This is a genomic window from Pseudomonas sp. ATCC 13867 (assembly GCF_000349845.1).
Classification (GTDB): domain Bacteria; phylum Pseudomonadota; class Gammaproteobacteria; order Pseudomonadales; family Pseudomonadaceae; genus Pseudomonas.
Genome location: NC_020829.1, coordinates 2,729,837 through 2,755,930, shown reverse-complemented (window position 1 = coordinate 2,755,930; position 26,094 = coordinate 2,729,837). Strand labels below are relative to the sequence as shown.

The window sequence follows — 26,094 nt, the reverse complement described above, 5'->3', positions numbered from 1 at the left end:
ATTTTTTGTTGGCCCGGGAAGTAGAAAGCCCGCACGGCGTGGGCCGGGCGGGCTTTTTGTTCTTTGTAGGAGCGAGCTTGCTCGCGAACCAGATATCCCGGAAAGGATGGGGTAGCCGGTAACCTCTGTTCGCGAGCAAGAACTAGGCGTCCCCCTCGGTCCTACAGGTTTGCCCAACCTCGGCGCTGGATCAAAGCGCCGCCGCGCTCCCCAGGAAGGCCGTGACCTGGCTCGACAGCGTGCCGCCGTTGCCATGCAGCAAGGCGATATCCGCCTTCTTCAGCTGCCGCTCGCCCGCCTGGCCGCGAATCTGCGTCACCGCTTCGAGGATCAGGAACATCCCGTACATCCCCGGATGCACGCAGGACAGGCCGCCACCGTTGGTATTCACCGCCAGTTCGCCGCCGGGAGCGATGCGCCCGTCCTGGACGAAGCGCCCGCCCTCCCCCTTGGCGCAGAAGCCGAGGTCTTCGAGGAACAGGATGGTGTTGATGGTGAAGGCGTCGTAGAGCATCACCAGGTCGATGTCGGCGTGGCTCACACCGGCCATCTGCATGGCGCGCGGGCCGCTTTCCGAGGCGGCGGTGACGGTCAAGTCCGGCATGCACACCACCGAACGGTGCCACTGCGCGCCGCCTGCGCCGAGGAAGTACGCCGGCTTGTTCGGCAGGTCGCGGGCGCGATCGGCGCGGACCATGATGCAGGCGCCCGCGCCGTCGGTGACCAGGCAGCAGTCGGCAGCGCTCAGCGGGTCGCTGACCATCCGCGCGGCGAGCACGTCATCCATGCTCAGCGGGCCACGGGCAAAGGCCTCCGGGTTGAGGTTGGCCCAGCCGCGCGCGGCCAGCGCCACTTCCGCCAGTTGCTCGCGGGTGGTGCCGTACTGGTGCATGTGCCGGCTGGCCGCCAGCGCGTAGGAGGTGATCGGGTGGCGCGGCTTGTAGGCCGTCTCATGCCACTGCGGTTCGCTCATCGACACCAGTTTGCCGCCAGCGGTGCGCTGGTTGGAGCCATAGCAGATCAGCGCCACGTCGCACAGCCCGGCCTGCAGTGCCAGGGTCGCCTGCAGCAGGTGCCATTCGAAGCTGGAACCGCCGACGTTGGTACCATCGACGAACTTCGGCTTGATGCCCAGGTACTCGCACACCGAGAGCGTCGGGAAGGCGTGGGAGCTGGTGGCGGAGAACACCGCATCGACGTCGGAGAGTTTCAGCCCGGCATCGGCGATGGCTTTCAGCGACGCCTGGCCGAGCAATTCCATTGCACTGAAACCGTGGGCCTCGCCGATACCGGCGCTGCCGATGCCGACGATGGCGGTCTTGCCGCGAAGGGACGCATTCATGCCTGCACCTCATCGATCACGTCGAACACCACGAGCGCCTGCCCCTCTTCCTCGATCACCCGAGCCTTCACGCGGCTGCCGATGGACGCGGTTTCCCGGCCCTCGATGCGCGACATCATGCGCACGCCTTCGTCCAGGTCGATCAGCGCCACGTTGTGGCTGGCGTTGCGCGAGCGGTTCACGGTGATGGCGTAGATGCGTCCGGTGCCAGCCGCCTCTACCCATTCCAGGTCGGTTTCGCCGGTGCCGGGGATGGCAACGCGCGGGTAGAACACATGGCGGCCGCTGGACGCGCTGCGCTGGATCATGAAGCGGCCCTGCTGGAGGAATCGCTGGTACTGCGCCTCCGGCCCGACGGGCGCGGCGGCTTGGGGAGTCTCGGCCATGACAGGCTCCTGATTCACTTCTGATCGACGCGGCCGTGCAGGCTGCGCGTGTTATTGATGAAGGTGCCCTTGCCGCGCGCCACCAGCTTGTCGCCGTCGAGCAGGTCGCAGCTGGCCACGCTGATGCTGCGGCCGAGCTTGTGGATCTGCACCTGGACTTCGATCCAGCGTCCCGGCAGCGCCGGGCTCAGGTAGTCCATGTCCAGATTGATGGTGGCCGGCGGCAGCTCGCTGCCGGCGGTCAGCTTGATCGTCGTGCCGAAGCCGGTGTCGGCCAGGGTCGCGAGGAAGCCGCCGTGGGCGATGCCCAGCGGATTCAGGTGCTCGGGCAGGATACGTGCGGCCACCATGCGGCGCTCCAGATTGACGTAGACGCCACGGCAATTGTTGACGAAGCCGGGCCGCACCATCGGCTCGAAGCCCGCCGGTACCGCACCGCCCTCCTCCACGCAATCCATCGCGCTCATGCCTCGTCTCCCAGGTAGCCACGGGCACGGCCCAGGGCGGCGCGACAGTCGCGCACCATGCGTTCGAGCAGCTCGGCGCAGGTCGGGATGTCGTCGATCAGGCCCACGCACTGACCGGCGGTGACGATGCCGTCATCGGCTGCGCCGCTCTCCAGCGCCGCGCGGCCACGGGCTCCGGCCACCAGGTGGCGGATGTCCTCGAACTGTGCGTTGCCGCGCTGCTCGATGCTCACCACTTCCTCGGAGATCGGATTGCGCAGCACCCGCGCTGTGTTGTGCAGGGTGCGGAAGATCAGCCGGGTGTCACGCTCGGTGGCGCCGACCAGGGCGCGCTTGATGTTGTCGTGGATCGGCGCTTCGCGGGTGGCGCAGAAGCGCGTGCCCATGTTCACCCCTTCCGCGCCGAGCGCCAGTGCGGCGGCCATGCCACGCCCGTCGGCGATGCCGCCGGAGGCGACCACCGGCACCTGCAGGCGGCTGGCCGCCAGCGGAATCAGCACCAGGCCCGGCACGTCGTCCTCGCCGGGGTGGCCGGCGCACTCGAAGCCGTCGATGGACACCGCGTCCACGCCCAGGCTCTGCGCCTTGAGCGCGTGGCGCACGGCCACGCACTTGTGGATCACCGTCATGCCAGCCGCCTTGGCCTTGGCGATGAACTCGCCGGGGTTGTTGCCGGCGGTTTCCAGCACCTTCACGCCGCTGGCGATGATCACGTCCAGGTACTGCTCGTAGGGCGGCGGGTTGATCGACGGCAGCAACGTCAGATTGACACCGAAGGGCTTGTCGGTGAGCGTGCGGCAGCGCGCGATTTCCTCTCCCAGCGCCTCCGGGGTCGGCTGTGTCAGCGCGGTGAGGATGCCCAGGCCGCCGGCGTTGGAGACGGCGGCGGCCATCTCGGCGCGGCCGACCCACATCATGCCGCCCTGGATGATCGGGTAGCGGATGCCGAACAGCTCGGTAATGCGTGTTTTCATGCTGCTGTCTCGAAATTCGGTTGGATGGGAACGCTGCCGGGAGCGGCGCACGCTCCCGGCCAACGGACACTCACTGATCGAAGATGATCACCGAGCGGGCCAGCTCGCCGCGCTTGAGCTCGTCGAAGGCCTGGTTGATCTGCTCCAGCTTGATGCGCTGCGAGATCATCTCGTCGAGCTTCAAACGGCCCTGCATGTAGAAGTCCACCAGGCGCGGCAGGTCCACCGGGAAACGGTTGGAACCCATGAACGAGCCCTGGATTTTCTTCTCGCCGAGGAAGTCCAGGCCAGGCACTTCGATCTTCACACCCGGCTTGATCATGCCGATGATGGTCGCGCTGCCGCCACGACGGAGCATGCCGAAGGCCTGCTCGGCGGTCTGCTTAAGGCCGATGCATTCGAAGGCGTAGTGCACGCCGCCGCGAGTCATTTCCAGCACCTGCTGCACGGCATCGCCATCCTTGCCGTTGACCACATCGGTGGCACCGAAGGTCCTGGCCAGTTCCAGCTTGGAATCGAGCATGTCGATGGCGATGATCCGCGTGGCGCCGGCCAGGGCCGCGCCATTGATGGTTGCCAGGCCGATGCCGCCGCAACCGATCACCGCCACGGTTTCACCGGGACGCACGCTGGCGGTGTTGAACACCGCGCCGGTGCCGGTGATGACCGCGCAACCGAGCAGCGCCGCGCGGTCCAGCGGCATGTCCTTGCGGATCGCCACGCAGGCGTTCTCGTGGACCAGCATCTGCTCGGCGAAGCCGCCGAGGTTCATGAACTGCGGAATCGGCTTCTGCACGTAGCTCACGCGCGGCTCTTCCCCGGCACCGCGCTTGGTGCTGGGCGACTGGCAGCGGTTCATGTGGCCGGTCACGCAGTCGCTGCAGCAGCCGCAGAATGCCGACAGGCAGGTGACCACGTGATCGCCCGGCTTGACGCTGCGCACGTCGGCGCCGACCGCTTCGACGATGCCGGCCGACTCATGGCCGAGCAGCACCGGCAGCGGATAGGGGTACATGCCATCGACCACATGCAGGTCGGAGTGGCAGACGCCGCTGGCGACGGTGCGGATCAGTACTTCGCGCGGACCGGGCTTGCTGATGCTGACTTCCTCGATGGTCAGCGCAGCGCCCGGTTGATGGAAAACGGCAGCCTTCATAAGGGAAAACCTCTTGAGCAGTGGGCGCGGCCCATACCGCGCCCGGTGGGTCTTAACGGGTGATCAGGGAGGCGACTATCTGCTTGACCTGCTCGATGTACGGCGGGCGCATCAGGTCGGGACCTTCGGCCGGCTTGAACACGGCCTTGGCGTGGCTGAAGGCGCGGAAGCCGTCGCGGCCGTGGTAGGCACCCATGCCCGAGGGACCGACGCCGCCGAACGGCAGGCTCTCGATACCGACGTGCTTGATCACGTCGTTGAGGGTCACCCCGCCGGAGGTGGTACGGCGCAGCACCAGGGCCTGTTCGTCGGCGTCGTTGCCGAAGTAATACAGGCCCAGCGGGCGCGGATGGGCGTTGATGTAGGCGATCACCTCGCCGATGTCCTTGTACGGCTTGAGCGGCAGCAGCGGGCCGAAGATCTCGTCCTGCATCACCTTCAGCTCGTCGCCGGGGTTGCGCAGCAGGGTCGGCGCCAGCTTGTGCGCGCTTTGCACGGCGAAGTCCTCGCCGGCCGGGTTCAGCTCGACCAGCTCGACGCCAGCCTCGCGCGCTTCGTCCAGGTAGCCCTGCAGGCGCTGCCGGTGGCGGGCATTGATCACCGAGGTGTAGTCGGGGTTGTCGCGCAGGCTCGGGTAGAAGCGCGCCACCACCTCGCGGGCGCTGGCGATGAAGTCGTCCAGCGACTCCTCGGGGACGAACACGTAGTCCGGCGCCAGGCAGATCTGCCCGGCGTTGTGCAGCTTGCCGGCGACGATCTTCTGTACCGCGGCCTGGAAGTCGGCCGAACGGGAGATGATGGTCGGCGACTTGCCGCCCAGTTCCAGGGTCACCGGCACCAGGTTCTCGGCGGCGGCACGCATCACCTGCTTGCCGATGCTGGTAGCGCCGGTGAACAGCAGGTGGTCGAAGGGCTGGGCGCAGAACGCCTGGCCGACTTCCGCCCCGCCGGTGACCACGGCGACCTCGTCCTCGGCGAACACCGAGGCGATCATCCGCGCGATCAGCTCCGAGCTGTGCGGGGTGAACTCCGACGGCTTGATGATCGCCCGGTTACCGGCGGCCAGTACCCCGGCCAGGCCGGTGAAGACCATGTTCACCGGGAAGTTCCACGGCGTGACGATACCTACCACCCCCAGCGGCTGGTACTCCACCCAGGCCTCGCCACGCTCGCAGGGGCGCTGTTCGGGCTGCATCCAGCCGGCGAGCTGGGCCTTGGTCTGCTTCAGGCTCGCCAGCGGCGAAAGCACTTCCACCACGCGGGAGAAGTCATCGCTGCGCTGGCCGAAGTCGGCGCGCACGGCGGCGACGATCTCGTCCTGGTGATCGACCAACAGGCCGATGGCGCGGTCGATCAGCTCGATGCGTCGCTCGGCGCTCATCGGTTCGCTGGCCAGGTGCGCGGCGCGCTGACGGTCGAGGATGGCGCGAATGGCGGCGCCGGGAGTGGTCTGGGTCATGACGGGTCTCCTGATGGATTCTTCTGGTTATTCAGTCGTCGCGCAGGGTCGGCCACTGGTACTGCGGGGCCTCCTTGCGCATGAAGCGGGCCGAAGCTTCCTTCACGTAGCCGGAGGTGAGCGCCACAGCCTGGGCGGCGGCCTCGGCGTCGAGCTGGGTCGCCAGGTCGTTCTCTAGGCTGCGGGCCAGCAGGCGCTTGCTCATGGCGAAGGCCGGCGGCGACATCTGCGCAAGCGCCCGGGCCAGTTCCTCGGCGCGCGCGGCGGCGCGTTCACCCGCGTGGGTCTCCAGGGCGATGCCCAGTTGCACCGCTTCCGTCGCGCCGATTTCGCGGGCCGAGTAAATGATCTCGCGGGCCCGCTGCATGCCCACCAGGCGCGGCAGCAGCCAGGAGGCGGCAAGATCGGGGACCAGGCCGATGCGGGCGAAGGCCATGCAGAAGCGCGCCCGATCACTGGCGATGACGAAGTCGGCGGCCAGGGCGAGGCTGAAGCCAGCGCCGTAGGCCACGCCATCCACCAGCGCCACCACGGGCCGGTCGAAGTCGGCCAGCGCCGCCAGCACCCGGTTGGTCTCGGTCATGCGCATGCGCACCGCACCGGCTTCTGGCGTGCCGCCCATGCTGCTGACGTCACCGCCGGAGCAGAACGCCCCGCCGGCACCGCTCAACAGCAGTGCGCGCACATCCGGGTTGCGGCGCAGTGCAGTAAGCGCGTCGATCAGTTCGGCGACCATCGCCGTGGACAGCGCGTTCTTGCGTTCCGGACTGGCCAGCGTCAGGCGCGCCAACCCGTCTTCGATAGAAAGTTCGATGCTCGACATGCGTACCTCACGGCAGGCATCCCGGCGGGAATGGCCGGGCCGCCCGGTGAGGCGGCCTGACCCACCCGCATCACAGGGTGCGGGCGATGATTTCCTTCATGATTTCGTTGGAGCCGCCGAAGATGCGGCCCACCCGGGCGTTGGCGTACATCCGCGCGATGGGGTACTCGAGCATGTAGCCGTAGCCGCCGTGCAACTGCAGGCACTCGTCGATCACCTTGCAGTTCTGCTCGGTGCTCCACCACTTGGCCATCGCCGCGGTTTCGCCGGACAGCTCGCCCTTGAGCACCTTGACCATGCAGTCGTCGATGAAAGCGCGGGCGATGGTGGCGATGCTCTTGCACTCGGCGAGCTTGAAGCGGGTGTTCTGCAGATCCAGCAGGGTCTGGCCGAACACCTTGCGGCTGCGCACGTACTCGGCGGTTTCTTCCACCGCGCGTTCCATCGTGGCCAGCGCGCCGAGGGCGATGATCATGCGTTCCTGGGGCAGTTGCTGCATCAGCTGGATGAAGCCCTTGCCCTCCTCCGGGCCGAGCAGGTTGGCGGCCGGCACGCGCACGTCGTCGAAGAACAGCTCGGTGGTGTCCTGGCCCTTCTGGCCGATCTTCTCGAGGATGCGGCCACGGCGGAAGCCGGCCAGGTCCTTGGTTTCGACGACCACGATCGAGGTGCCCTTGGCGCCTTTCTCCGGGTCGGTCTTGGCCACCACCAGGATGATGTCGGCGTGGAAGCCGTTGGTGATGAAGGTCTTGGAGCCATTGATGACGTACTCGTCGCCATCGCGCACGGCGCGGGTCTTGATCGCCTGCAGGTCGGAACCGGCGCCCGGCTCGGACATGGCAATGGCGCCCACCAGCTCGCCGCGGGCCATCTTCGGCAGCCACTCGAGCTTCTGCTCCTCGCTGGCGTAGCGCAGGATGTAGTGCGCGACGATGCCGCTGTGCACGTTGGTACCCAGGCTGGTGCACATTGCCCGGCTCTGTTCCAGGGTGACGATGGCGTCGTGGGCGAAGGTGCCGCCGCCACCACCGTACTGCTCGGGGATGCTCGGCAGCAACATGCCGAACTCGCCGGCCTTGAGCCAGATGTCGCGGTCGATGTGCTGCTGCTTCCACCAGCGCTCCTCATGGGGCGCCAGCTCGTTGGCGATGAAGCGGCGGATGGAGTCCTGGAAGATCACCAGGTCGTCGGTGATCCACGGCGATTGAGTGGCGCTCATGGCGGCTCCTCGGGAGACGATTCGGGAGAAAAGAAATCCAGCCGCCTGGCGGCGGCTGGAAAGGACGGTCAGGGACGACCGCCGCCGACAATCAGCACCTGGCCGGAGACGTAGTTGGACTCCGGGATGCAGAACAGGTACACGCCACCGGCGGCCTCTTCCGGGGTACCGGCGCGGCCCATCGGGATCAGCGACGCGGCGTTCTTCGCCATCTGCTCGCTGATCCCGACCTTCAGCTCGCGGCCGCCGACGTTGATGGTGGCGCCCTCACCGGCCGCGGCGGAGGTCAGACGGGTTTCGATCAGGCCGAAGGCAACGCTGTTCACGCACACCTTGTAGCGGCCCCACTCCTTGGCCAGCGCCTTGGTCAGGCCGTTGATCGCGGACTTGGCGGCCGAGTAGTTGGCCTGACCAGGGTTGCCCATCACGCCGGAGACGGAGGAGATGTTGACCACCTTGCGGAACACCTCGCGGCCTTCCTCGGCTTCCTTCTTGGCGGCTTCGCGGAAGTGCCCGGAAGCGGCGCGCAGGATGCGGAACGGCGCGGAGACGTGGACTTCCATGATGTCGTCCCACTGCTGGTCGGTCATCTTCTGGATCACGTTGTCCCAGGTGTAGCCGGCGTTATTGACGATGATGTCGAGGCCGCCGAAAGATTCCAGGGCGGTCTTCACGAAACGCTCGCCGAAATCCTTGTCGGTGACGCTACCGACGCAGGCGACAGCCTTGCCGCCTTCGCTGACGATCTGCGCGACCACTTCCTCGGCCGGGGCCGCATCGAGGTCGTTGACCACCACGGCGGCGCCGTCGCGGTGCAGTTTCAGGGCGATTTCACGACCGATGCCACGACCGGAGCCGGAGACGATGGCGACCTGGCCTGCGAGTTTCTTGCTCATTGTTATTCTCCTGTTTCAGGCGTCCAGGGCCACGATGGCTTCGCCGGACAGTTTGATTTCACCCGCCTGGTTGCGGGTGGTGATTTCCAGGCGCAGGGTGCCGGCGGCCTCGTCCTTCTCCAGCACGCGGCCGGAGCAGGTGATGGCGTCACCCAGCTGGGTGATGGCGGCAAAGCGCACGGAGAAGCCGCGCAGGCGCTCCTGCGGTACCCAGTTGGTCAGCAGTCGGCCCAGGTAGGCCATCGACAGCATCCCGTGGGCGAACACGTCGGGCATGCCGGCCTTCTTCGCGAAGTCGATGTCGACGTGGATCGGGTTGTGGTCCCCCGAGGCGCCGCAGTACAGCGCCAGGGTGGTGCGGTTCACCGGATCGGTGGTGAAGCTCGGCAGTTCGTCGCCGACGGCGATAGCATTCAGGTTCACGCACGTCTCCTTTTAGTTGCGTACGACCAGGCTGTTGCGCAGTTCCGCCACCAGCTCGCCGTCACCGTTGGTGACGCGGGTTTCGCGTACCACGAACTCCAGGGCGCCGCCCTTCTTGTCGTAGATGTCGACGATCTTCGTCTCGAACGACAGGCGTTCGCCGGCAAAGGCCATGCGGTGATAGGTGAAGCCCTGCTCGGCGTGGAGGATGCGGCCCAGGTCGATGTTCAGGCGCTTGAGCACCGAACCCGAACCGCCGGCTTCCATGTCCAGGCAGAAGAGGAAGGTCGGCGGCACCGGCAGGCCGGGGTAGCCGGCGTCGCGGGCGGCGGTCTCGTCGCTGTAGCGCGGATCCGCCTGGCCGGTGGCCTTGGCGAAGAAGCGCAGGCGCCCCGCCTCGACCAGTTGCGTGTGGCTGGAAACCACGGCGCCGATATGGCTCTTGTCGATCATGCGTGCGGCTCCCTGATCACTGGCGTTGGTACAGGGTGACCACGCAGGCGCCGCCCAGGCCCAGGTTGTGCTGCAGGGCGAAGCGCGCGCCGTCCACCTGAGTGGCGTCGGCGGTGCCGCGCAGCTGACGGGTCAGCTCGAAGCACTGGGCAAGACCGGTGGCGCCCAGCGGATGGCCCTTGGACAGCAGGCCGCCGGACGGGTTGGTGACCACGCGGCCGCCGTAGGTGTTGTCGCCGTCGAGGATGAACTTCTCGGCGGTGCCTTCGGGGGTCAGCATCAGGCCTTCGTAGGTGATCAGTTCGTTGGCGGTGAAGCAGTCGTGCAGCTCCACGACCTGGATGTCCTGCGGGCCGACGCCGGCCTTCTCGTACACGATATTGGCGGCGTTGCGGGTCATGTCGTAGCCCACCACTTTGCGCATGTCGCCTTCGTCGAAGGTGCTGTTGCGGTCGGTGGTCATGGACTGGGCGGCAATCACCACGTCGGTGCGCAGGCCGTGCTTCTTGGCGAAGGCCTCGGAACAGACGATGGCGGCGGCGGCGCCGCAGGTCGGCGGGCAGCACTGCAGGCGGGTCAGCGGGTCGAAGATCATCGGCGAGGCCATGACTTCATCGACGCTCACCACATTGCGGAACACCGCCAGCGGGTTGCGCGCGGCGTGCTGGCTGGCCTTCACACGGATGCGGGCGAAGACTTCGCGGCTGATGCCATATTCCTTCATGTAGGCGCGGCCGGCACCACCGAAGAACTGCGCGGCGCGCGGGGCGGCCTCGTCGAAGCCCTGCACCTGGATCATGGTCTTGGCGAAGCGGTCCATCGGACCGGTGCGATCGGTGTAGGCGCCCTTCAGTGCGCCCGGCACCATCTGCTCGAAGCCCAGGGCGATGGCGCAATCCACCGCACCGCTTTCCACGGCCTGGCGCGCCAGGAACAGCGCGGTGGAGCCGGTGGCGCAATTGTTGTTGACGTTGACCACCGGGATACCGGTCAGGCCTACGCCGTACACCGCGGCCTGGCCGCAGGTGGAGTCACCGTAGACGTAACCCACGTAGGCCTGCTGCACCAGCGCATAGTCCACGCCGGCGTCGGCCAGGGCGGCCTTGGCCGCATTGGCGCCCATGATGTGGTACTCGTCGCTCTGGCCCGGCTTGGTGAAGGGGATCATGCCGACCCCTGCCACCACTACTTTATTGCTCATGTCGTTCTCCTTGGGGGGTGAGTCGTGCAGTGCGCCGTCAGTTGACGGCACGTTTCTGGTCTTTCCAGTAGGGGGCGCGCAGGTCGCGCTTGAGTACCTTGCCGGCCGCCGAAAGCGGCAGCGCGGCAACGAACTCCACGGATTTCGGGCACTTGTAGCCCGCAATGTGCTGGGCGCAATGGGCACGGATGTCGTCGGGGCAGACGTCGCTGCCGGCGTGCAGCACCACCACCGCGTGCACCGCCTCGCCCCAGCGTTCGTGGGGGATGCCGATCACCGCGCAGCTCTGCACGGCCGGGTGGCGGGCCACCACGTTCTCGACCTCGGCGGAGTACACGTTCTCGCCGCCGGTGACGATCATGTCCTTCAGGCGGTCGACGATGAACAGGAAGCCGCGCTCGTCCATGTAGGCACCGTCGCCGGTGTACAACCAGCCGTTGCGCAGGGCCTGGGCGGTCTCTTCCGGGCGGTTCCAGTAACCGAGCATGACGTTCGGGCCGCAGACGATGATCTCGCCCACGGTGCCGCGCGGCACTTCGTTGCCCTCTTCGTCGACGATCTTCACCAGACCGCCGTAGCCGCCACGACCGGCGCTGCGTACCAGGCCACTGGCGATGCCTGCGGCTTCGTGGGTCCATTCCGGGCTCACCGAGATCACCGGCGAGGACTCGGTCATGCCGTAGGCCTGCATGAAGGCGATGCCGGGGAGCTTGGCCAGCGCCTGCTCGAGCACCGGCAGGGAAATCGGCGAGGCGCCATAGGCCATGCGCTTCAGACAGGACAGGTCGTGACGCTCGAAGTCCGGGTGGCTGATCACCGCCTGCAGCATGGTCGGCACCAGCAGTATCTCGTTGATGCGTTCGCGCTCGATGGTCTGCAGCACTTCCAGCGCGTCGAACATCGGGATGAACACGTTGACGTCGCCGCTGATCACCTGGCTGAGGCAACGCGCCATCGCCGCGGTGTGGAACATCGGCGCGGCATGCAGGGTGCGCGACTGTTCCTCGGCCGGGTATTCGGCCATGCGTGCCACGGCGGAGGACCAGAGATTCATGTGCGACTGCATCACGCCCTTGGGCAGGCCGGTGGTGCCGCCGGTGTACATGATCGAGGCCAGGTCGTTGCCGCCGCGCAGGGCATCGGCAATGGGCTGGTGGCTGGCGATCAGGCCTTCGAAGGAATGCATGCCTTCGGGCGCCGCGCCGTCACCGACATGGACCAGCACCGGGGAGCGCTTGGCGCCGGCGCGAATGCCTTCGGCCAGGTGCAGGAAGTGGTCGTCGATCAGCAGGATTTCGGTCTGGCAGTCGTCCAGCGAGTAGACGATCTCCGGCACGCTCCAGCGGATGTTCACCGGGTTCAGCACGCCGCCGCCCCACCAGGTGGCCAGCATGTATTCCAGGTAGCGATCAGAGTTCAGGGCCAGCATGCCGACCCGGTCGCCGACGCGCATGCCCAGCGCCTGCAGGGCCGCTGCCAGCCGCGAGACGCGCTCGCCCTGCTCGCGGAAGGTCCGCGTGCGGCCGCGGAAGATGGTCGCGACGTGGTCCGGGTCCTGCTGCAGCATGCGCTGCAGGCCTTGGGTCAGGTACATGGAGGGTCTCCAATGGGTGTTGTTCTTGTGCGATCGATACTAGGGAGCGACGCCGGACGCGGCGTCGGTCGAAGGGATGAACCTGCAGGGGATTGATGGATGGTTCGAATGAACTAGAGGGGCGACGCGGCGGATGGCGGTTCGCGAGCTCGCCCCTGCAGGCGCGCGCCGGACAGCTCTTCTTAGGAGTGAGCTCGCTCGCGAAGCGGACGCTCCAGCAGCGAGGGACCAACCTGCACGCAATAAAAAGGGCCAGGCGCCCGAAGCCGCCCGGCCCTCCCCCGTACAACCCCGTTTCAGCCCGTCAGCGCTTCGCCACGGGCCTTTGTGCGGTCATCCTGGCCGGCGCGGTAGTCCGCCAGCAGCAGGTCCGCGCACCGCTCGCCCACCATGATGGCTGGCGCGTTGGTGTTGCCGCCGACCTGCGCCGGGAACACCGAGGCATCCGCCACCCGCAGCCCCTGCACGCCACGCACGCGCAGCTGCGGATCGACCACCGACTGCTCGTCGCCACCCATCCGGCAACTACCCACCGGGTGATAAACGTTGTCGCAATGCTCGCGGATCATCTGCTTCACGGCTTCGTCGTCGCTGCCGTCGAACTTCAGGTGTCCGTGGAACAGCGGTTTTCCGCCGAAGCGCGTGAGCACCGGCTGTTCGAGGATCTGGTGGACGATCTTCACGCCCTTGAGCATGGTCGCCATGTCACGCTCGTCCTTCAGCAGGTTCAGCTCGATCTGCGGAGCATCGCGCATATCCGCGCTGGTCAGGCGGATCTGTCCGCGGCTGTGCGGGCGCAGCACGCAGACATGGACGGAATAGCCGCTGCCGTAGTGGAAGGTGCGCCCGTGGTTGTCGCCCGAGGACATCACGAAGTGCAGCTGGATGTCCGGATCGGCCAGGCCGGGGTCGGTCTTGAGGAAGGCGCCGGCCTCGGTGAAGGTGCGGGTGAACAGGCCGCCGCGCTCGCGCTTGTACTTGCGCCATTGCCCCAGGTAGCTGAGCGCGCCGCGCACGGTCACGCCGAACAGGTCGGTGCTGAAGATGCGCTTGTGCAGGATCAGGTCCGGGTGTTCCTGGAGGTTCTGCCCCACCTGCGGCGCATCGTGCAGCGGGGTGATCCCCATCTGGCGCAGGTGCGCGGCCGGGCCGATGCCGGAAACCATCAGCAGTTGCGGCGATACCAGGCTGCCGGCACAGACGATCACTTCCCGTGCGGCATGCAGCTCAACTTCCCGGCCCTCGCGCTCCACCAGCACGCCGAGCGCACGCTTGTCCTGGAACAGGACGCGCAGCGCCCGGGTACCGGTGAGTACCTGCAGGTTGCTCCGGCCGCCGTTGTGCGCCGCATCCTCGGCCTTGCCACGGTGCAGGTAGGCTCGCGCCGAGTTCCAGCGCTCGCCGTTGAACTGGGTGACCTGGAAGTAACCCACGCCCTCCTGCTTCGGCCCATTGAAGTCGTGGTTGTACGGGTGGCCGACGCTGGCCGCCGCCTCGATAAAATGGCGCGCCCACGAGCAGGGCGAACGCGGATCGGTCACATGCAGCGGGCCACTGCCGCCGTGCAGTTCGTCGTCACGGCCGGCGACGCGCTCGTTGTTCTCGGCGCGCTTGAAGAACGGCAGAACTTCCTTCCAGCTCCAGCCTTCGCAGCCCTGACGGGCCCAGCCGTCATAATCCGACGGCGTGCCACGCAGGTACAGCATGCCGTTGATCGACGAGCTGCCGCCCAGCCCACGACCGCGCGGCAGGTAGCTGGCGCGCCCGGCCAGGCTCGGCTGCGCGGTACTTTCGTAGGCGTAGTTGTAATCGCCCTTGCGCGGAATGGTCAGCACCAGGCCGACCGGTACCGTCACCTTGCCGTTGTGGTCGTGGCCACCGGTTTCCAGCAGTGCGACCTTGCAGCCGGCATCGGCGAGGCGTCCCGCCACGGCGCAGCCGGCGGAACCTGCGCCGACCACGATGTAATCGAATATCCGTTCCATCTGTTCACCTTTCTTATTGTTGAGACGGGGCGCGGATCAGATGACTCCGGCGCCCTTCAATGCACTGATGCGGGCATCCGGGACGCCCCAGTCGCGCAGCACGGCATCGCTCTGCGGCTCGCCCTGGGTCTGCGTCGGAGTGGCCGCCGGAGTGCGGCTGAAACGTGGAGCCGGCGCCGGCTGGAGTACGCCGTCGAGTTCGAGGTAGGTGCCGCGCTCGCGGTTATGCGGGTGCTGCGCGGCCTCGGCCCAGTCCAGCACCGGGGCGAAGCAGGCGTCGCTGCCCTCCAGCAGTTCGCACCACGCATCGCGGCTGCGCTGGAGGAACAGCGCGGCCAGCTTGGCCTTGAGTTCGGGCCACTGGCTGGGGTCCATCTGCCGCTGGAACTGCGGATCGTCGATGCCGCAGCGTTGCAGCAATTCGGCGTAGAACTGCGGTTCGATGGCGCCCAGGGCGATGAACCGGCCATCGGCGCATGCGTAGGTGTCGTAGAAGTGCGCGCCGCCGTCGAGCAGGCTGACGCCGCGTTCGTCGCTGAGCCGGCCGGCGGCGCGGAAGCCGTACATCATGGCCGAGAGCAGCGCGGTGCCGTCGGTCATGGCCGCGTCCACCACCTGGCCGCGCCCGGACTGGCGCGCCTCCAGCAGCGCGCAGAGCACGCCGAAGCCCAGCAGCATGCCGCCGCCGCCGAAGTCGCCGATGTAGTTGTGCGGCACCACCGGCTTCTCGCCGGGACGACCGATGGCATGCAGCGCGCCGGCCAGGGCGATGTAGTTGATGTCGTGGCCGGCAGCCTGGGCCAGCGGGCCAGTCTGGCCCCAGCCGGTCATGCGCCCGTAGACCAGTTTCGGGTTGCGCTGCAGGCACTGCTCCGGCCCCAGGCCCAGGCGCTCCATCACGCCGGGACGGAAGCCCTCGATCAGTGCGTCGGCGCCCTCCACCAGTTGCAGCAGGGTTTCCACCCCTTCGGGCTTGCGCAGGTCCAGGGCGACCGCACGGCGACCCCGGCCGAGCACGTCGAAGCGAGCCCGCTCGCCCAGCGCCTGGCCGGGACGCTGCACGCGGATGACCTCGGCGCCCATGTCGGCCAGCAGCATGGCGCAGAAAGGCGCCGGCCCCAGGCCGACCATTTCGATTACCTTCAATCCCGTCAGCGGGCCCGCCATCGCATCGCTCCTGTAAACGCCGGACCATCCGGCGATCACCCAGCCTAGCGACGCCCACTGCACCAACAATGGTTCGAAGGAACGAAAGTCCCACTAGTCCTTCAGGGCACTGGCGTGCCTCAAACTTCGCTTAGTTCGAAAGGACGACTGCCCCGCTTCCACCGACCGTGGCAAGATGCTCCGATACAGAACAACAAATGAGCCGGAGGCAGCGCCCAGCGCAGCCAATCGACCGGCCAGCGGAGTCGCTATGTCCGTCCAAGTTCCGCCGCTGCGCATCCTGGCCAGCAAGTTCGCCGTTCCTTCGGCCGCCAGCACCCACCTGCCCCGCCAGCACCTGCTGGAGCAGATGGAGCAGGCCGATGCCGCGCGCCTGATCCTCATCCGTGCCGCCGCCGGTTTTGGCAAGACCACCCTGTTGCAGCAGTACCGCGAACGCAGCCTCGGCGCCGGCCGCCAGGTGCTCTGGCTCAACCTCGACGCCGCCGACAACGACCTGCTGCGCTTCGTCACGCACTTGTCCTCCGGCCTGCACCAACTGGACGGCAGCGCGCCCGCCGAAAATGCATGCCGACCCCAGTCGATGCAGGACCTTCTGGAAGAACTGTCCGACCGCACCCAGCCCTTTGCCCTGCTGTTCGACGAGTTCGAAGCCGTGAACAACCCGGCAGTGCTCAGTTTCGTCCAGCAACTGATCGACGCCCTGCCCTCCTGCGGCGTCCTGCTGATCGCCTCGCGGGCCACCCCGGACATCGGCCTGGGCCGCATCCGCGCGCGCGGCCAGTTGCTGGAGATCAACCCCGGCGCACTGCGCTTCTCCATCGACGAGGCAACCCGCTTCATCCGCGACAAGCGCCAGTTGCCGCTGCGCGACAACGAGATCGCCACCCTGCACCGCTGCACCGAGGGCTGGATCACCGCCATCTACCTGGCCAGCCTGTCGCTGCAGGACCGCACCGACCACGCCGCCTTCGTCGCCAGCTTCTCCGGCAGCAACCTGGAGCTGGCCGAGTACCTGGCCGAGGACATCCTCGCCCGGCAGAACGACGAATGCCGCGAGTTCCTGCTGCAAACCAGCGTGCTCGACCGGCTCACCGCGCCGCTGTGCGACGCCGTCACCGGCCAGGGTAACGGCCAGGCCATGCTCGAGTACCTGGAACGCGCCAACCTGTTCATCTTCCCGGTGGACAACGAGCACCAGTGGTTCCGCTACCACAGCCTGTTCGCCAGCTACCTGCGCGATGCCCTGGAGCGCCGCCATCCGGGCCGCTCCACCGAACTGCACCGCTCGGCGGCGCACTGGTACCTGGCGCAGGGGCGCCCGGTACCGGCCATCGACCACCTGCTGCACGCCCAGGAACGCGAGCTGGCGGCGCGCCACCTGGCCGAACACATCAAGGACCTGATCGATGCCGGCCGCTCGCGGCTGCTGCTGCGCTGGCTGGACCAGGTTCCGGCGACAGTGCTGCGCGAATACCCCGCGGTCTGCCTGGCGTACTCCTGGGCGCTGGCGGTGCACCGCCGCTACTCCGACGCGCACAAGGCCATCGGCCTGCTTGAGCGCTCCACCGACGAGCTCCCGCAGGCCCTGCAGGCCGAGACCATCCGCTGCATGCTGCTGGCGCTCACCGACCAGGTGGAGGAATGCTGCGTCGCCAGCCTGGCGCATATCCAGCGGCTGCCGGAGGAAGAGCAGTTCCAGTACGGCGTGACGGCCAACAGCCTGGCCTACAGCCTGATCGCCACCGGCCGTTATGAGGAAGCGCGCAGCCTGCTGTCCCGCGCCATCCTGCGCTGCTCGCAGAATCGGATGATGTCGATGGGCGGCGTGGCCAACAGCATCGAGGCAGTCCTGGAGCTGGTCCAGGGCCGCCTGGGCAACGCCCTGGCGCGCCTGCAGGCGGCCAGCCAGCAACATTGGGGCAAGGACAACGGCCAGGACCCGGGTGGGCGGCCGTCCCTGGAATGCACCCTCGGCACCGTGCTCTACGAAACCGACTCCCTGGACGAAGCGGCCCAGCTGTTAGACGACGTGCTGCCCAGCGCCAAGGAAAGCAGCCCGCCGGATTCACTGATCTCCAGCCATGTCCTGCTGGCGCGCATCACGCTGCTGCGCGGCGACCGCGACAGCTGGCTGCGCCATTTGGCGGACCTGGAACAGATCGGCCAGCAGGCCGGCTCGGCCCGGGCGATCTGCTCGGCCTGGCTGGAACGCGCCCGTGTCGCCACCCTGGAGAACCGCCTGGACGCGGCAGCGCAAGCACTGCGCTACGCCGAACTGCACGGCGACTGGGAACAGCCCGGCATCCTGCACTACGGCAATGACGTCGACATCCCTAGCATCGCCCGCCTGCGCCTGCGCATCGCCCGTGGCGACTACGCCGAGCCGGAACAGCAACTGCGCGAGGCCATGACCGCCGCCCGGCAACGCCAGCATCAACGCCGCGAACTCAAGTTGCGCCTGCTTCACGCACTGGCGCTGGACGGCCTTGGGCGCAGCGAAGAAGCCTTCGACGAACTGACCGAAGCCTTGTGTTTCGCCAGCCACGAAGGCTTCCTGCGGACCTTCCTCGACGAGGGCCCGCGTCTGGGCAGCCTGCTACAGCGCTGGGCGGTGACCTGTCAGGCGCAGAGCCGCGCCCTGGGCATCGAGCCCCGCTACCTCGCCACCCTGTTGCAGCGCTTCGCCGGCAATGGCGAGACACCCAGCCAGGGCGCCGCCGCCGGCAGCGGCGGCGAGGCCCTGACCAGCCGCGAGATCCAGGTGATCCGCCTGCTCGCCGCCGGCCACCGGAACAAGGTGATCGCCGAGAAGATGTTCCTCTCCGAGTTCACCGTGAAGTCGCACCTGCGCAACATCAACGCCAAGCTGGGCGCCCAGGGGCGGACCGAGGCAGTGGCCATTGCGCGGGCACGGGGGATGCTGGATTAGAACGCAAACGCGTTCGTAGCGGGACACCGCGGTGCCCCGGTATACGCCTGCCCCGCCACCAGAACTCGCCGACGTTCTTTTTTGTAGGAGCGAGCTTGCTCGCGAACGGATTCACCTGCAGCCCCAAAGCTGAACGACGCGGGGACGGCCCCGCTGGCGAACAGATGCCGTGTGAAGACAGTTGCTCCTACGAAAACACACCGGTAGGCGTGAACGTGCAGTCAGTTGCCCAACGCGGCCCCCACGAAGTCCTGCAACTGGCGGCGCACCAGCGCCAGGTCGATGCGCGCCGGCTTGAGCAGGTACTGCAGCATCACACCCCGCATCGCCCCCAGGACCAACGCGGCGCCGGCGGCCGGGTCGATCTGCGCGCGGATCTCGCCCTGCTCGATGCCATGACGGATATGCCCGGACAGGTAATCGACGACCTGCGCGTTGTATTCGCCCAGCACCTCGGCGGTGTCCGAGTCCTCGGTCACCGCCTCGGCCATCAACGCCAGCAGGCAACGGTTGTTCAGCCACTCGTCCTCGTCCGGCGAGAGGTAGACGCCCACGAAGCCGATCAGCGTCTGCAGGCCCCGGGCGAAACGCGGCGCGGCGCGTACCTGGTCCATGAAGCAGGCGTTGGCGTGGCCCGCCAGCGCGCGCAGCAGCTCGGCCTTGCTGCCGAAATGGTGGGTTGCCAGGCCACGGCTGTACCCGGCCTCGGTACCCACCTCGGCCAGGGTCATGCCCGCCCAGCCCTTGCGCGCCACGATGCGCCGCGCGGCTTCGAGCAGGCGCTGTTCGGCCTCGCTGCGCCGCTCCTGCTGGGTGCGCCGCTGCGGCGCCGGTTTGGCTGCGGGGGTTTGCATGGGGACTACCTCATCTGCCCTTGAATCGTGGTTCGCGCCGTTCGGTCATGGCCTGGGTGCCCTCGGCGAAGTCTTCGCTGCGGATCTGCCACGCCTGCTCGTCGGCCTCGCGCTCCACCGCACGCTCGACCTGCTCGGCCAGGCCCTGGCGCAGGGTTTCCCGGGTCGACAGCAGCGACAGCGGCGCGCACAGGGCGATCTCCCCGGCCAGGGCGAGCGCAGCTTGCCGTTCCTCGCCGGCCGGCGCAAGCACGTCGGCCAGGCCGATGCGCACGGCCTCGGCGCCGTCGATACGGCGTCCGGTGGCCAACAGCAGGGCCGCCTGCTGCTGACCGAGCAGGCGCGGCAGTGTCACGGAGAGGCCGAAGCCGGGATGAATGCCCAGGCGATTGAAATTCGCTGAGAAGCGCGCCCGTTCGCTGGTCACGCGGAAGTCGGCGAACAGCGCAAGGCCCAGGCCACCCCCGACGGCGGCGCCCTCCACCACGCAGATCACCGGTTTGCGCACGCGGAACAGGCGCACCGCGAAGCGGTACAGGCGTCGCGGGAACTCCGGGTCGCGCTGCTCGGCCCCGGAGAAGTCGGCGCCGGCGCAGAACACCTTGCCCTGCGCCTGCAGCACGGTCACCCGGCATTGTTCCAGGCTGTCGAGGTAGTCGAGGGCGGCAACCAGATCCTCGATCAGTTCCTTGTCGAAATAGTTGAAGGGCGGGCGGCTGAACTCCAGCACGGCGACATGCCCCTGCAGCTCCAGGGACAGGCCGCGTCCCGGGGTGAATCCTGGCGTCGCTGACATCGTGTTCTCCTCGGTGATAGGCAACCGGGCACCGCTTGCCCGGATGCGAAGATTGCTGATAGGTTATTTACTTGCTTGCTGACAAGCAAGTTTAAAACATGATCTCCCTGCCCTGGAGTACGACAACGATGCAGGCACTCGACATACGCCCCTGCCGCCTGGATGCTGGCTGCGAGGCGCTGCGCCAGCAGGTGCGCGACTTCCTCGCCGAGGCATTGCAGGACCTGCCGCCGGCGGAACGCGCCAAGAACTGGAATGGCGCCAGCCCCGCCTTCAGCCGCCGACTGGGCGAGCGCGGCTGGCTCGGCATGACCTGGCCCCGGCGCTACGGCGGTCATGAGCGCAGCGCCCTGGAGCGCTACGTGGTGCTGGAAGAACTGCTCGCCGCCGGCGCCCCGGTGAACGCCCACTGGATCGCCGAGCGGCAGAGCGGACCGCTGCTGATGCGCTTTTCCCCCGAGGTGCTGGCACCGCGTATCTGCCCCGGCATCGCGCGGGGCGAGATCTACATCGGCATTGGCATGAGCGAGCCGGACGTCGGCTCCGACCTGGCGGCGGTGCGCACCCGCGCGGTGAAGACCGCCGGCGGCTGGATCGTCAACGGCAGCAAGGTGTGGACCACCGGCGCGCAACGCTGCCAGTACATGGTCACCCTGCTGCGCACCGCGCCGCGCGACGAAGCGAACCGGCATGCCGGCCTGTCCCAGTTGCTGATCGACCTGGGCGCGCCGGGCGTGACGGTGCGGCCGATCCACAACCTGCTTGGCGAGCATGATTTCAACGAAGTCTTCCTCGAAGACGTCTTCGTACCCGACGATTTCGTCATTGGCCAGCCCGGCGACGGCTGGAAGCAGGTCGGCGCCGAACTGGCGCTGGAGCGCAGTGGCCCGGAACGCTACCTGAGCAGCACCCAGCTGTACCTGGAAATGCTCGATGCCGCCACCCCGGACGACAGCCACCAGGCTATCGGCCTGGGCCGCGTCGTCGCACGCTACGCGGCACTGCGGCAGATGTCCCTGGGCGTCGCCGGCATGCTCGCCCGTGGCGACAACCCGGCCACCCCGGCGGCGCTGGTCAAGGATCAGGGCGCGTTGCTGGAACAGTCGCTGCCGGACCTCGCCCACGACCTGTTCGGCGGCCGCTGCGAACCCGGTTCCGACCTGGAACAGGTGATGCGCTACGTCACCCAGGTGGCGCCCTCCTTCTCCCTGCGCGGCGGCACCCGTGAAATCCTCCGCGGCATCATTGCCAGAGGCCTTGGACTGCGATGAATCCGACTTCCGAACACCTGGCGGCCGCTGCTGGCGAGCCGTCCGAACTGCAACGCCTGATCGCCGACAGCGTCGAGCGTCTGTTCGCCGACCTGATCGACGCCGAGCGCCTGGCAGCCTTCGAGACCGGCACTCCCGACCCGCAACTCTGGCGCAGCGTGGCCGCGCAGGGCCTGCCCGCCGCGCTGGTCGGCGAGAGCGCCGGTGGCAGCGGCGCCCGCTGGAGCGAGGTTGGCCCGCTGCTGCGCGCCATCGGCTACTGGCAGGCGCCCTTGCCCCTGGCGGAAAGCATGCTGGCCGGTGCGCTGCTGGACCGCGCGGGTCTGGCGATACCCGAGGGGCCGCTGACGATCGTCCAGGCCGGCCGCCACGGCGATCTGCGGCTGTGCGCCGATGGCCGTCGCCTGGGCGGCAGCGTCTCGCGGGTACCCTGGGCTCGCGACTGCCACTGGCTGGTGGTCGTCGGAGTGGAACGGCAACTGGCACTGGTCGACCTGCGCCAGGCAGCCGTCCGCCTGGAGGCCGGCAGCAATTACGCCGCCGAACCCCTCGACCGTCTGCACCTGGAGGATGCCGGGATCGCAGCACTGGCGGCGCAGCCGCTGGACGAACTCGACGAGCCGGCCTGGACCCTCGGCGCCCTGGCGCGGGCCTGCATGCTCTGGGGAGCCCTCGAAGCGACCCTGGACAAGACCGTGGAGTACGCCAACCAGCGGGTCCAGTTCGGCAAGCCCATCGGCCGCCAGCAGGCGCTGCAGCAGTACCTGGCGCAACTGGCCGGCGCCATCGGCGCCGCGCGCATGGCCTGCCAGGTGGCCCTGGACAGCGCCGACGCGGCATTCGCCGGCGAGCCGGGCGGCACCCTCCGCCTGCGCTTCGACGTCGCGGTGGCCAAGGTCTGCGCCGGCGAGGCGGCGACCCTGGCCTGTTCGGTGGCGCACCAGGTATTCGGCGCCATCGGCTTCACCCGCGAGCACAGCCTGCACCAGGCGACCCGGCGGCTGTGGTCCTGGCGCGACGACTTCGGCAGCGACAGCCAGTGGGCGCGCCTGCTCGGCGAGGCGGCTATAGGCGCCGGTTCCGCCGGTTTCTGGAGCGGCCTCTGCGACCGCAGTCTCTGATGCGTTTTCCGGGGCGCCCAGCGCGCTCCGCCCTCCCAAACCCAGCGGGTATTCCGCACAGGAGCCTTTCCCCATGAGCGATAAAGTCATAGTGGCCGGCGTCGGCATGATCCCTTTCACCAAGCCGGGCGCGAGCCCGAGCTACACCCAGATGGGCGCCGAGGCGTTGCGCCTGGCGCTGAAGGACGCCGGCATCGGCTACGAGAAGGTGCAGATGGCCTTCGCCGGCTACGTCTACGGCGACTCCACTTGCGGCCAGACCGCCATTTATGAGGTGGGTCGCAGCGGTATTCCGATCATCAACGTCAACAACAACTGCTCCACTGGCTCGACCGCGCTGTACCTGGCGCGCGCCGCCGTGGAAAGCGGCCAGGCCGATTGCGTTCTGGCGCTGGGCTTCGAGCAGATGCGGCCGGGCGCGCTCAAGTCCAACTGGGATGACCGCCCGGTGACGCGTGCGCGCTTCCTGCCGATCGTCGAGACGCTGACCGCCGACGCCGGCGATCTCCCCGGTCCCCTGCGCACCTTTGGCGGCGCGGGTCGCGAGCACATGCTCAAGTACGGCACCCAGCTGTCGACCTTCGCCGCGATCCGCGCCAAGGCCAGCCGCCACGCGGCCAACAACCCGCTGGCGCTGTTCCGCAAGGTGGTGACTACCGAAGACGTCCTCAACGACCAGGTGATGTGGCCGGGCGTGATGACCCGCCTGATGGCCTGTCCGCCCACCTGCGGCGCCGCCGCGGCTATCGTCTGCAGCGAGCGCTTTGCCCGCCGCCACGGCCTGAGCACCGACGTCGCGATCCTCGCCCAGGCGCTGACCACCGATCCGCTGGAATCCTTCGATCCGCCCTCGATGATCAGCTATGTCGGCTTCCAGATGGCCCAGGCCGCCGCGCGGCAGGTCTACGAGAAGGCCGGCGTCGGCCCGCAGGATGTGCGCGCCGTGGAGCTGCATGACTGCTTCGCGCACAACGAACTGCTGACCTATGAAGCGCTCGGCCTGTGTCCGCTCGGTGGCGCGGAAAAATTCGTCCTGGACGGCGACAACACCTATGGCGGCCGGGTGGTCACCAATCCGTCCGGCGGCCTCCTGTCGAAGGGCCATCCGCTGGGCGCCACGGGGCTGGCGCAATGCTACGAGCTGACCCACCAGTTGCGCGGCAGCGCCGGTGCGCGCCAGGTGGAAGGACTGGACATCGCCCTGCAGCACAATCTGGGCCTGGGCGGCGCCTGCGTGGTCACGCTGTTCGGCCGGAACTGAAGTAGCGGCGCCGGGACGGCGCTCAAGCGTTTCAGGCGGCGTTTGCCCGTGTAAGCGAGCCTGCTCGCGAACCCGCTCCGCTGCGGAGCTGTTCGCGAGCAAGCTCGCTCCTACAGATCCGGGCATGCCCTCGGCGCTAGGCCTACCAAGTTTCTACGGACGAAACCCTGTCGCCCTGTAGGAGCGGACTTTGTCCGCGATTCGCCGGCAAGATCAGCGTCCGGCGGGCCTATGCCGATGCAGGACGCTTCGCGAGCAAGCTCCTAGGTCAGAGGCCGGCGTTGGCCAGCAGGCGCCGGGCACGGCCCAGCACAGGGGCGTCGACCATCTGTCCATCGACCTGGAACGCAGCCGCGCCACTCTGCGCGGCCTCCACCACGCGCCGGGCCCAGTCCAGTTCGTCGGCGTCGGGCGCCAGCGCCGCATGGACCACCGCAACCTGCTTCGGATGGATGCACAGCGCCCCCACCAGTCCCTGGTCGCGGCCGTGGCGAATGGTCGCCGCCAGCCCTTCGGCATCGTCGAACGCCGGGTAGACCGTATCCAGCGGCGGCTGCAGGCCGTTGACCCGCGAATGCAGCAGCAGGCTCAGGCGCACCTGGTCGTAGACAGTGGCGGCGGCCGGTGTGCCGTTGCTCATGCCGATGTCCAGGGCGAGGTCGAGTCCGCCGAAGGTCAGACGTTCCACGCCCTCGCAGGCGGCGATTTCGCCCAGCGCGAGCAGGCCTCGCGCGCTCTCGACCAGGGGCCAGACCGGCTTGCCGCAGGCCACCGCGACGCGAACCTGGGCGGCGCGCTCGGCCTTGGGCAGCAGGATGCCGACCACGCCCGGCAGGCGTCCGCACAGTTCCAGGTCGGCGGCCTGCTCCGGGTCGCCGGCGGCATTCACCCGCACCCGCACGCGCGCCGTCGGCTCGGCGCAGAGGAAGGCCGCCAGGTTGTCGCGCGCCTGGGCCTTGAGCGATGCCTCCACCGCATCCTCCAGGTCGATGATCACCGCGTCGGCGCCGCAGGCCAGGGCCTTGGCGAAACGCTCCGGGCGGCTGCCAGGAACGAACAGGGCGGTGCGGACAATGGGGGTCATGAGGTTCTCCTGGCTCATACCGCGCCCTGCTCGTGCAGGCGCTGGATGTCACGGGGGGTATAGCCCAGTTCCTGCAGCAGGCCGTCGGTGTGTTCGCCGAGCGCCGGCACCGCGTCCATGCGCGCGGCGAACGCGCTGTTGCGGGCCGGCGGCAGCAACGCCGGCAGCCGGCCGACCGGGCTGTCGATTTCGCGCCAGCCCTCACGGGCGGCGAGTTGCGGATGTTGCCACAGATCGCGCATGTCATTGACGTGGGCATTGGCGATCTGCGCCAACTCCAGGCGCTCGACCACCTGTTCCGCCGTCAGGCTGGCAAAGGCTTCGACGATCAGTGCCCGCAGCGCCTCGCGATTGGCCACGCGCAGGCTGGTGCTGGTGAAGCGCGGGTCGCCGGCCAGGGCCGGCTGTCGCAGTACCTGCTCGCAGAACGCCTGCCATTCGCGCTCGTTCTGCACGCCGAGCATCACGCTGCCGCCATCGCCCACCGGGAACGGGCCGTACGGATAGATGGTGGCATGGGCGGCGCCGGCGCGCGGCGGCGGGTTCTGGCCCTCGAAGGCGTAGTACATCGGGAAGCCCATCCACTCGGCCATGCTCTCCAGCATGGATACCTCGACCCGGCTGCCCTGCCCCGTGCGCCCGCGCAGCAGCAGCGCCGAGAGGATGCCGCTGTAGGCATACATGCCGGCGGAGATGTCGGCGATGGAGCAGCCGGCCTTGGCCATCCCATCGGCGCCGGGACCGCCGGTCACCGAGAGGAAGCCGCTTTCGCTCTGGATCAGCAGGTCGTAGGCCTTCTTCTGCTCGTAGGGCCCGCCTTCGCCGTAGCCGGAAATGTCGCAGACGATCAGCTTCGGGAAGCGCTCGTGCAGCGCCTCGAACGACAGCCCCATGCGCGCGGCGGCGCCTGGCGCCAGGTTCTGCACCAGCACATCGGCGCGCTCCAGCAGTTGCTCCAGCACGACTTGCGCCGGCGCCTGCTTGAGGTCCAGGGCCAGGCTCTCCTTGGAGCGATTGGTCCAGACGAAATGCGAGGCCATGCCACGCACGCGTTCGTCGTAGCCACGGGCGAAGTCGCCGACGCCGGGGCGTTCGACCTTGATCACCCGCGCGCCGAGGTCGGCCAGTTGGCGGGTGCAGAACGGCGCGGCAATGGCGTGTTCCAGGCTGATCACGGTAATGCCGTCGAGGGGACGCGAACTCATGGACAACTCCAGGCGCCGGCCAGCC

The 26,094-nt window shown here is 68.1% G+C and carries 23 protein-coding genes; 4 read left to right on the top strand and 19 right to left on the bottom strand.

Translation table 11 applies throughout. The features are described 5' to 3' along the window. Window positions 1-190 precede the first annotated feature (190 nt). The 15 genes from H681_RS12370 to H681_RS12300 form a co-directional block, all read right to left on the bottom strand. On the bottom strand, window positions 191-1,342 hold the full coding sequence (locus H681_RS12370) for a thiolase (protein WP_015477202.1): 1,152 nt from the start codon (window positions 1,340-1,342) through the stop codon (window positions 191-193). Next, on the bottom strand, window positions 1,339-1,728 hold the full coding sequence (locus H681_RS12365) for a Zn-ribbon domain-containing OB-fold protein (protein ID WP_015477201.1): 390 nt from the start codon (window positions 1,726-1,728) through the stop codon (window positions 1,339-1,341). The genes H681_RS12370 and H681_RS12365 overlap by 4 nt, the downstream gene beginning before the upstream one ends. A 14-nt stretch (window positions 1,729-1,742) precedes the next feature. Further along, window positions 1,743-2,195, bottom strand: coding sequence for a PaaI family thioesterase (locus H681_RS12360; protein WP_015477200.1), 453 nt, complete (start codon window positions 2,193-2,195; stop codon window positions 1,743-1,745). Then, window positions 2,192-3,169 (bottom strand): NAD(P)H-dependent flavin oxidoreductase, encoded by a 978-nt coding sequence (locus H681_RS12355; RefSeq protein WP_015477199.1) that lies wholly within the window; start codon window positions 3,167-3,169, stop codon window positions 2,192-2,194. Before H681_RS12355 ends, H681_RS12360 begins: the two co-directional genes overlap by 4 nt. Before the next feature lie 70 nt (window positions 3,170-3,239). Further along, window positions 3,240-4,325, bottom strand: coding sequence for a Zn-dependent alcohol dehydrogenase (locus tag H681_RS12350; protein WP_015477198.1), 1,086 nt, complete (start codon window positions 4,323-4,325; stop codon window positions 3,240-3,242). Window positions 4,326-4,377: 52 nt separating this feature from the next. After that, a complete protein-coding gene (locus H681_RS12345) occupies window positions 4,378-5,784 on the bottom strand; it encodes a coniferyl aldehyde dehydrogenase (RefSeq protein WP_015477197.1) in 1,407 nt (468 codons plus the stop codon). A 31-nt stretch (window positions 5,785-5,815) separates the two neighbouring features. After that, window positions 5,816-6,607 carry an enoyl-CoA hydratase/isomerase family protein gene (locus H681_RS12340; protein WP_015477196.1) on the bottom strand — a complete coding sequence of 264 codons (792 nt, stop codon included), beginning with the start codon at window positions 6,605-6,607 and terminating at the stop codon, window positions 5,816-5,818. Between the two features lie 70 nt (window positions 6,608-6,677). Continuing rightward, window positions 6,678-7,826 carry an acyl-CoA dehydrogenase family protein gene (locus H681_RS12335; RefSeq protein ID WP_015477195.1) on the bottom strand — a complete coding sequence of 383 codons (1,149 nt, stop codon included), beginning with the start codon at window positions 7,824-7,826 and terminating at the stop codon, window positions 6,678-6,680. A 68-nt stretch (window positions 7,827-7,894) separates the two neighbouring features. Continuing rightward, a complete protein-coding gene (locus tag H681_RS12330; protein WP_015477194.1) occupies window positions 7,895-8,722 on the bottom strand; it encodes an SDR family NAD(P)-dependent oxidoreductase in 828 nt (275 codons plus the stop codon). 15 nt (window positions 8,723-8,737) lie between these two features. Beyond that, window positions 8,738-9,145: a MaoC family dehydratase gene (locus H681_RS12325; protein WP_015477193.1), complete on the bottom strand. Its 408-nt coding sequence runs from the start codon at window positions 9,143-9,145 to the stop codon at window positions 8,738-8,740. Window positions 9,146-9,157: 12 nt separating this feature from the next. After that, window positions 9,158-9,598 (bottom strand): MaoC family dehydratase N-terminal domain-containing protein, encoded by a 441-nt coding sequence (locus H681_RS12320; protein ID WP_015477192.1) that lies wholly within the window; start codon window positions 9,596-9,598, stop codon window positions 9,158-9,160. Window positions 9,599-9,614: 16 nt separating this feature from the next. After that, entirely contained in the window at window positions 9,615-10,799 is a 1,185-nt protein-coding gene (locus tag H681_RS12315) for a lipid-transfer protein (RefSeq protein ID WP_015477191.1), read from the bottom strand. Between the two features lie 37 nt (window positions 10,800-10,836). Further along, window positions 10,837-12,393, bottom strand: a complete 1,557-nt coding sequence (locus H681_RS12310; protein WP_015477190.1) for an acyl-CoA synthetase — start codon at window positions 12,391-12,393, stop codon at window positions 10,837-10,839. A 296-nt stretch (window positions 12,394-12,689) separates the two neighbouring features. Next, window positions 12,690-14,378: a GMC family oxidoreductase gene (locus tag H681_RS12305; RefSeq protein ID WP_015477189.1), complete on the bottom strand. Its 1,689-nt coding sequence runs from the start codon at window positions 14,376-14,378 to the stop codon at window positions 12,690-12,692. Window positions 14,379-14,414: 36 nt separating this feature from the next. After that, window positions 14,415-15,545 (bottom strand): CaiB/BaiF CoA transferase family protein, encoded by a 1,131-nt coding sequence (locus H681_RS12300; protein ID WP_015477188.1) that lies wholly within the window; start codon window positions 15,543-15,545, stop codon window positions 14,415-14,417. Window positions 15,546-15,795: 250 nt separating this feature from the next. Between H681_RS12300 and H681_RS12295 the strand changes: the two genes are divergently transcribed. Next, window positions 15,796-18,477, top strand: coding sequence for a LuxR C-terminal-related transcriptional regulator (locus H681_RS12295; RefSeq protein ID WP_015477187.1), 2,682 nt, complete (start codon window positions 15,796-15,798; stop codon window positions 18,475-18,477). Window positions 18,478-18,698: 221 nt separating this feature from the next. On the opposite strand, the gene H681_RS12290 is transcribed toward H681_RS12295, so the two are convergent. Next, window positions 18,699-19,331, bottom strand: coding sequence for a TetR/AcrR family transcriptional regulator (locus tag H681_RS12290; protein WP_015477186.1), 633 nt, complete (start codon window positions 19,329-19,331; stop codon window positions 18,699-18,701). Between the two features lie 10 nt (window positions 19,332-19,341). Further along, a complete protein-coding gene (locus H681_RS12285; protein ID WP_015477185.1) occupies window positions 19,342-20,127 on the bottom strand; it encodes an enoyl-CoA hydratase/isomerase family protein in 786 nt (261 codons plus the stop codon). Window positions 20,128-20,255: 128 nt separating this feature from the next. Between H681_RS12285 and H681_RS12280 the strand changes: the two genes are divergently transcribed. From H681_RS12280 to H681_RS12270, 3 genes are all read left to right on the top strand, one after another. Further along, window positions 20,256-21,398 carry an acyl-CoA dehydrogenase family protein gene (locus H681_RS12280; RefSeq protein WP_015477184.1) on the top strand — a complete coding sequence of 381 codons (1,143 nt, stop codon included), beginning with the start codon at window positions 20,256-20,258 and terminating at the stop codon, window positions 21,396-21,398. Continuing rightward, a complete protein-coding gene (locus tag H681_RS12275) occupies window positions 21,395-22,519 on the top strand; it encodes an acyl-CoA dehydrogenase (RefSeq protein WP_015477183.1) in 1,125 nt (374 codons plus the stop codon). The genes H681_RS12280 and H681_RS12275 overlap by 4 nt, the downstream gene beginning before the upstream one ends. Window positions 22,520-22,592: 73 nt before the next feature. Beyond that, window positions 22,593-23,780 carry a lipid-transfer protein gene (locus tag H681_RS12270; RefSeq protein WP_015477182.1) on the top strand — a complete coding sequence of 396 codons (1,188 nt, stop codon included), beginning with the start codon at window positions 22,593-22,595 and terminating at the stop codon, window positions 23,778-23,780. 268 nt (window positions 23,781-24,048) lie between these two features. On the opposite strand, the gene H681_RS12265 is transcribed toward H681_RS12270, so the two are convergent. Both H681_RS12265 and H681_RS12260 read right to left on the bottom strand, forming a co-directional pair. Further along, the gene (locus H681_RS12265) at window positions 24,049-24,864 is read right to left on the bottom strand and encodes an HpcH/HpaI aldolase/citrate lyase family protein (RefSeq protein ID WP_041712587.1); all 816 of its coding nucleotides are present in this window, start codon (window positions 24,862-24,864) and stop codon (window positions 24,049-24,051) included. A 14-nt stretch (window positions 24,865-24,878) separates the two neighbouring features. Further along, window positions 24,879-26,069 carry a CaiB/BaiF CoA transferase family protein gene (locus tag H681_RS12260; RefSeq protein ID WP_015477180.1) on the bottom strand — a complete coding sequence of 397 codons (1,191 nt, stop codon included), beginning with the start codon at window positions 26,067-26,069 and terminating at the stop codon, window positions 24,879-24,881. Window positions 26,070-26,094: the final 25 nt, after the last annotated feature.

Excerpts from the sequence above, each read along its gene's own strand:
- H681_RS12370 (WP_015477202.1), bottom strand. The coding sequence starts at position 1,342 with ATGAATGCGTCCCTTCGCGGCAAGACCGCCATCGTCGGCATCGGCAGC.
- H681_RS12365 (WP_015477201.1), bottom strand. The coding sequence starts at position 1,728 with ATGGCCGAGACTCCCCAAGCCGCCGCGCCCGTCGGGCCGGAGGCGCAG.
- H681_RS12360 (WP_015477200.1), bottom strand. The coding sequence starts at position 2,195 with ATGAGCGCGATGGATTGCGTGGAGGAGGGCGGTGCGGTACCGGCGGGC.
- H681_RS12355 (WP_015477199.1), bottom strand. The coding sequence starts at position 3,169 with ATGAAAACACGCATTACCGAGCTGTTCGGCATCCGCTACCCGATCATC.
- H681_RS12350 (WP_015477198.1), bottom strand. The coding sequence starts at position 4,325 with ATGAAGGCTGCCGTTTTCCATCAACCGGGCGCTGCGCTGACCATCGAG.
- H681_RS12345 (WP_015477197.1), bottom strand. The coding sequence starts at position 5,784 with ATGACCCAGACCACTCCCGGCGCCGCCATTCGCGCCATCCTCGACCGT.
- H681_RS12340 (WP_015477196.1), bottom strand. The coding sequence starts at position 6,607 with ATGTCGAGCATCGAACTTTCTATCGAAGACGGGTTGGCGCGCCTGACG.
- H681_RS12335 (WP_015477195.1), bottom strand. The coding sequence starts at position 7,826 with ATGAGCGCCACTCAATCGCCGTGGATCACCGACGACCTGGTGATCTTC.
- H681_RS12330 (WP_015477194.1), bottom strand. The coding sequence starts at position 8,722 with ATGAGCAAGAAACTCGCAGGCCAGGTCGCCATCGTCTCCGGCTCCGGT.
- H681_RS12320 (WP_015477192.1), bottom strand. The coding sequence starts at position 9,598 with ATGATCGACAAGAGCCATATCGGCGCCGTGGTTTCCAGCCACACGCAA.
- H681_RS12315 (WP_015477191.1), bottom strand. The coding sequence starts at position 10,799 with ATGAGCAATAAAGTAGTGGTGGCAGGGGTCGGCATGATCCCCTTCACC.
- H681_RS12310 (WP_015477190.1), bottom strand. The coding sequence starts at position 12,393 with ATGTACCTGACCCAAGGCCTGCAGCGCATGCTGCAGCAGGACCCGGAC.
- H681_RS12305 (WP_015477189.1), bottom strand. The coding sequence starts at position 14,378 with ATGGAACGGATATTCGATTACATCGTGGTCGGCGCAGGTTCCGCCGGC.
- H681_RS12300 (WP_015477188.1), bottom strand. The coding sequence starts at position 15,545 with ATGGCGGGCCCGCTGACGGGATTGAAGGTAATCGAAATGGTCGGCCTG.
- H681_RS12295 (WP_015477187.1), top strand. The coding sequence starts at position 15,796 with ATGTCCGTCCAAGTTCCGCCGCTGCGCATCCTGGCCAGCAAGTTCGCC.
- H681_RS12290 (WP_015477186.1), bottom strand. The coding sequence starts at position 19,331 with ATGCAAACCCCCGCAGCCAAACCGGCGCCGCAGCGGCGCACCCAGCAG.
- H681_RS12285 (WP_015477185.1), bottom strand. The coding sequence starts at position 20,127 with ATGTCAGCGACGCCAGGATTCACCCCGGGACGCGGCCTGTCCCTGGAG.
- H681_RS12280 (WP_015477184.1), top strand. The coding sequence starts at position 20,256 with ATGCAGGCACTCGACATACGCCCCTGCCGCCTGGATGCTGGCTGCGAG.
- H681_RS12275 (WP_015477183.1), top strand. The coding sequence starts at position 21,395 with ATGAATCCGACTTCCGAACACCTGGCGGCCGCTGCTGGCGAGCCGTCC.
- H681_RS12270 (WP_015477182.1), top strand. The coding sequence starts at position 22,593 with ATGAGCGATAAAGTCATAGTGGCCGGCGTCGGCATGATCCCTTTCACC.
- H681_RS12265 (WP_041712587.1), bottom strand. The coding sequence starts at position 24,864 with ATGACCCCCATTGTCCGCACCGCCCTGTTCGTTCCTGGCAGCCGCCCG.
- H681_RS12260 (WP_015477180.1), bottom strand. The coding sequence starts at position 26,069 with ATGAGTTCGCGTCCCCTCGACGGCATTACCGTGATCAGCCTGGAACAC.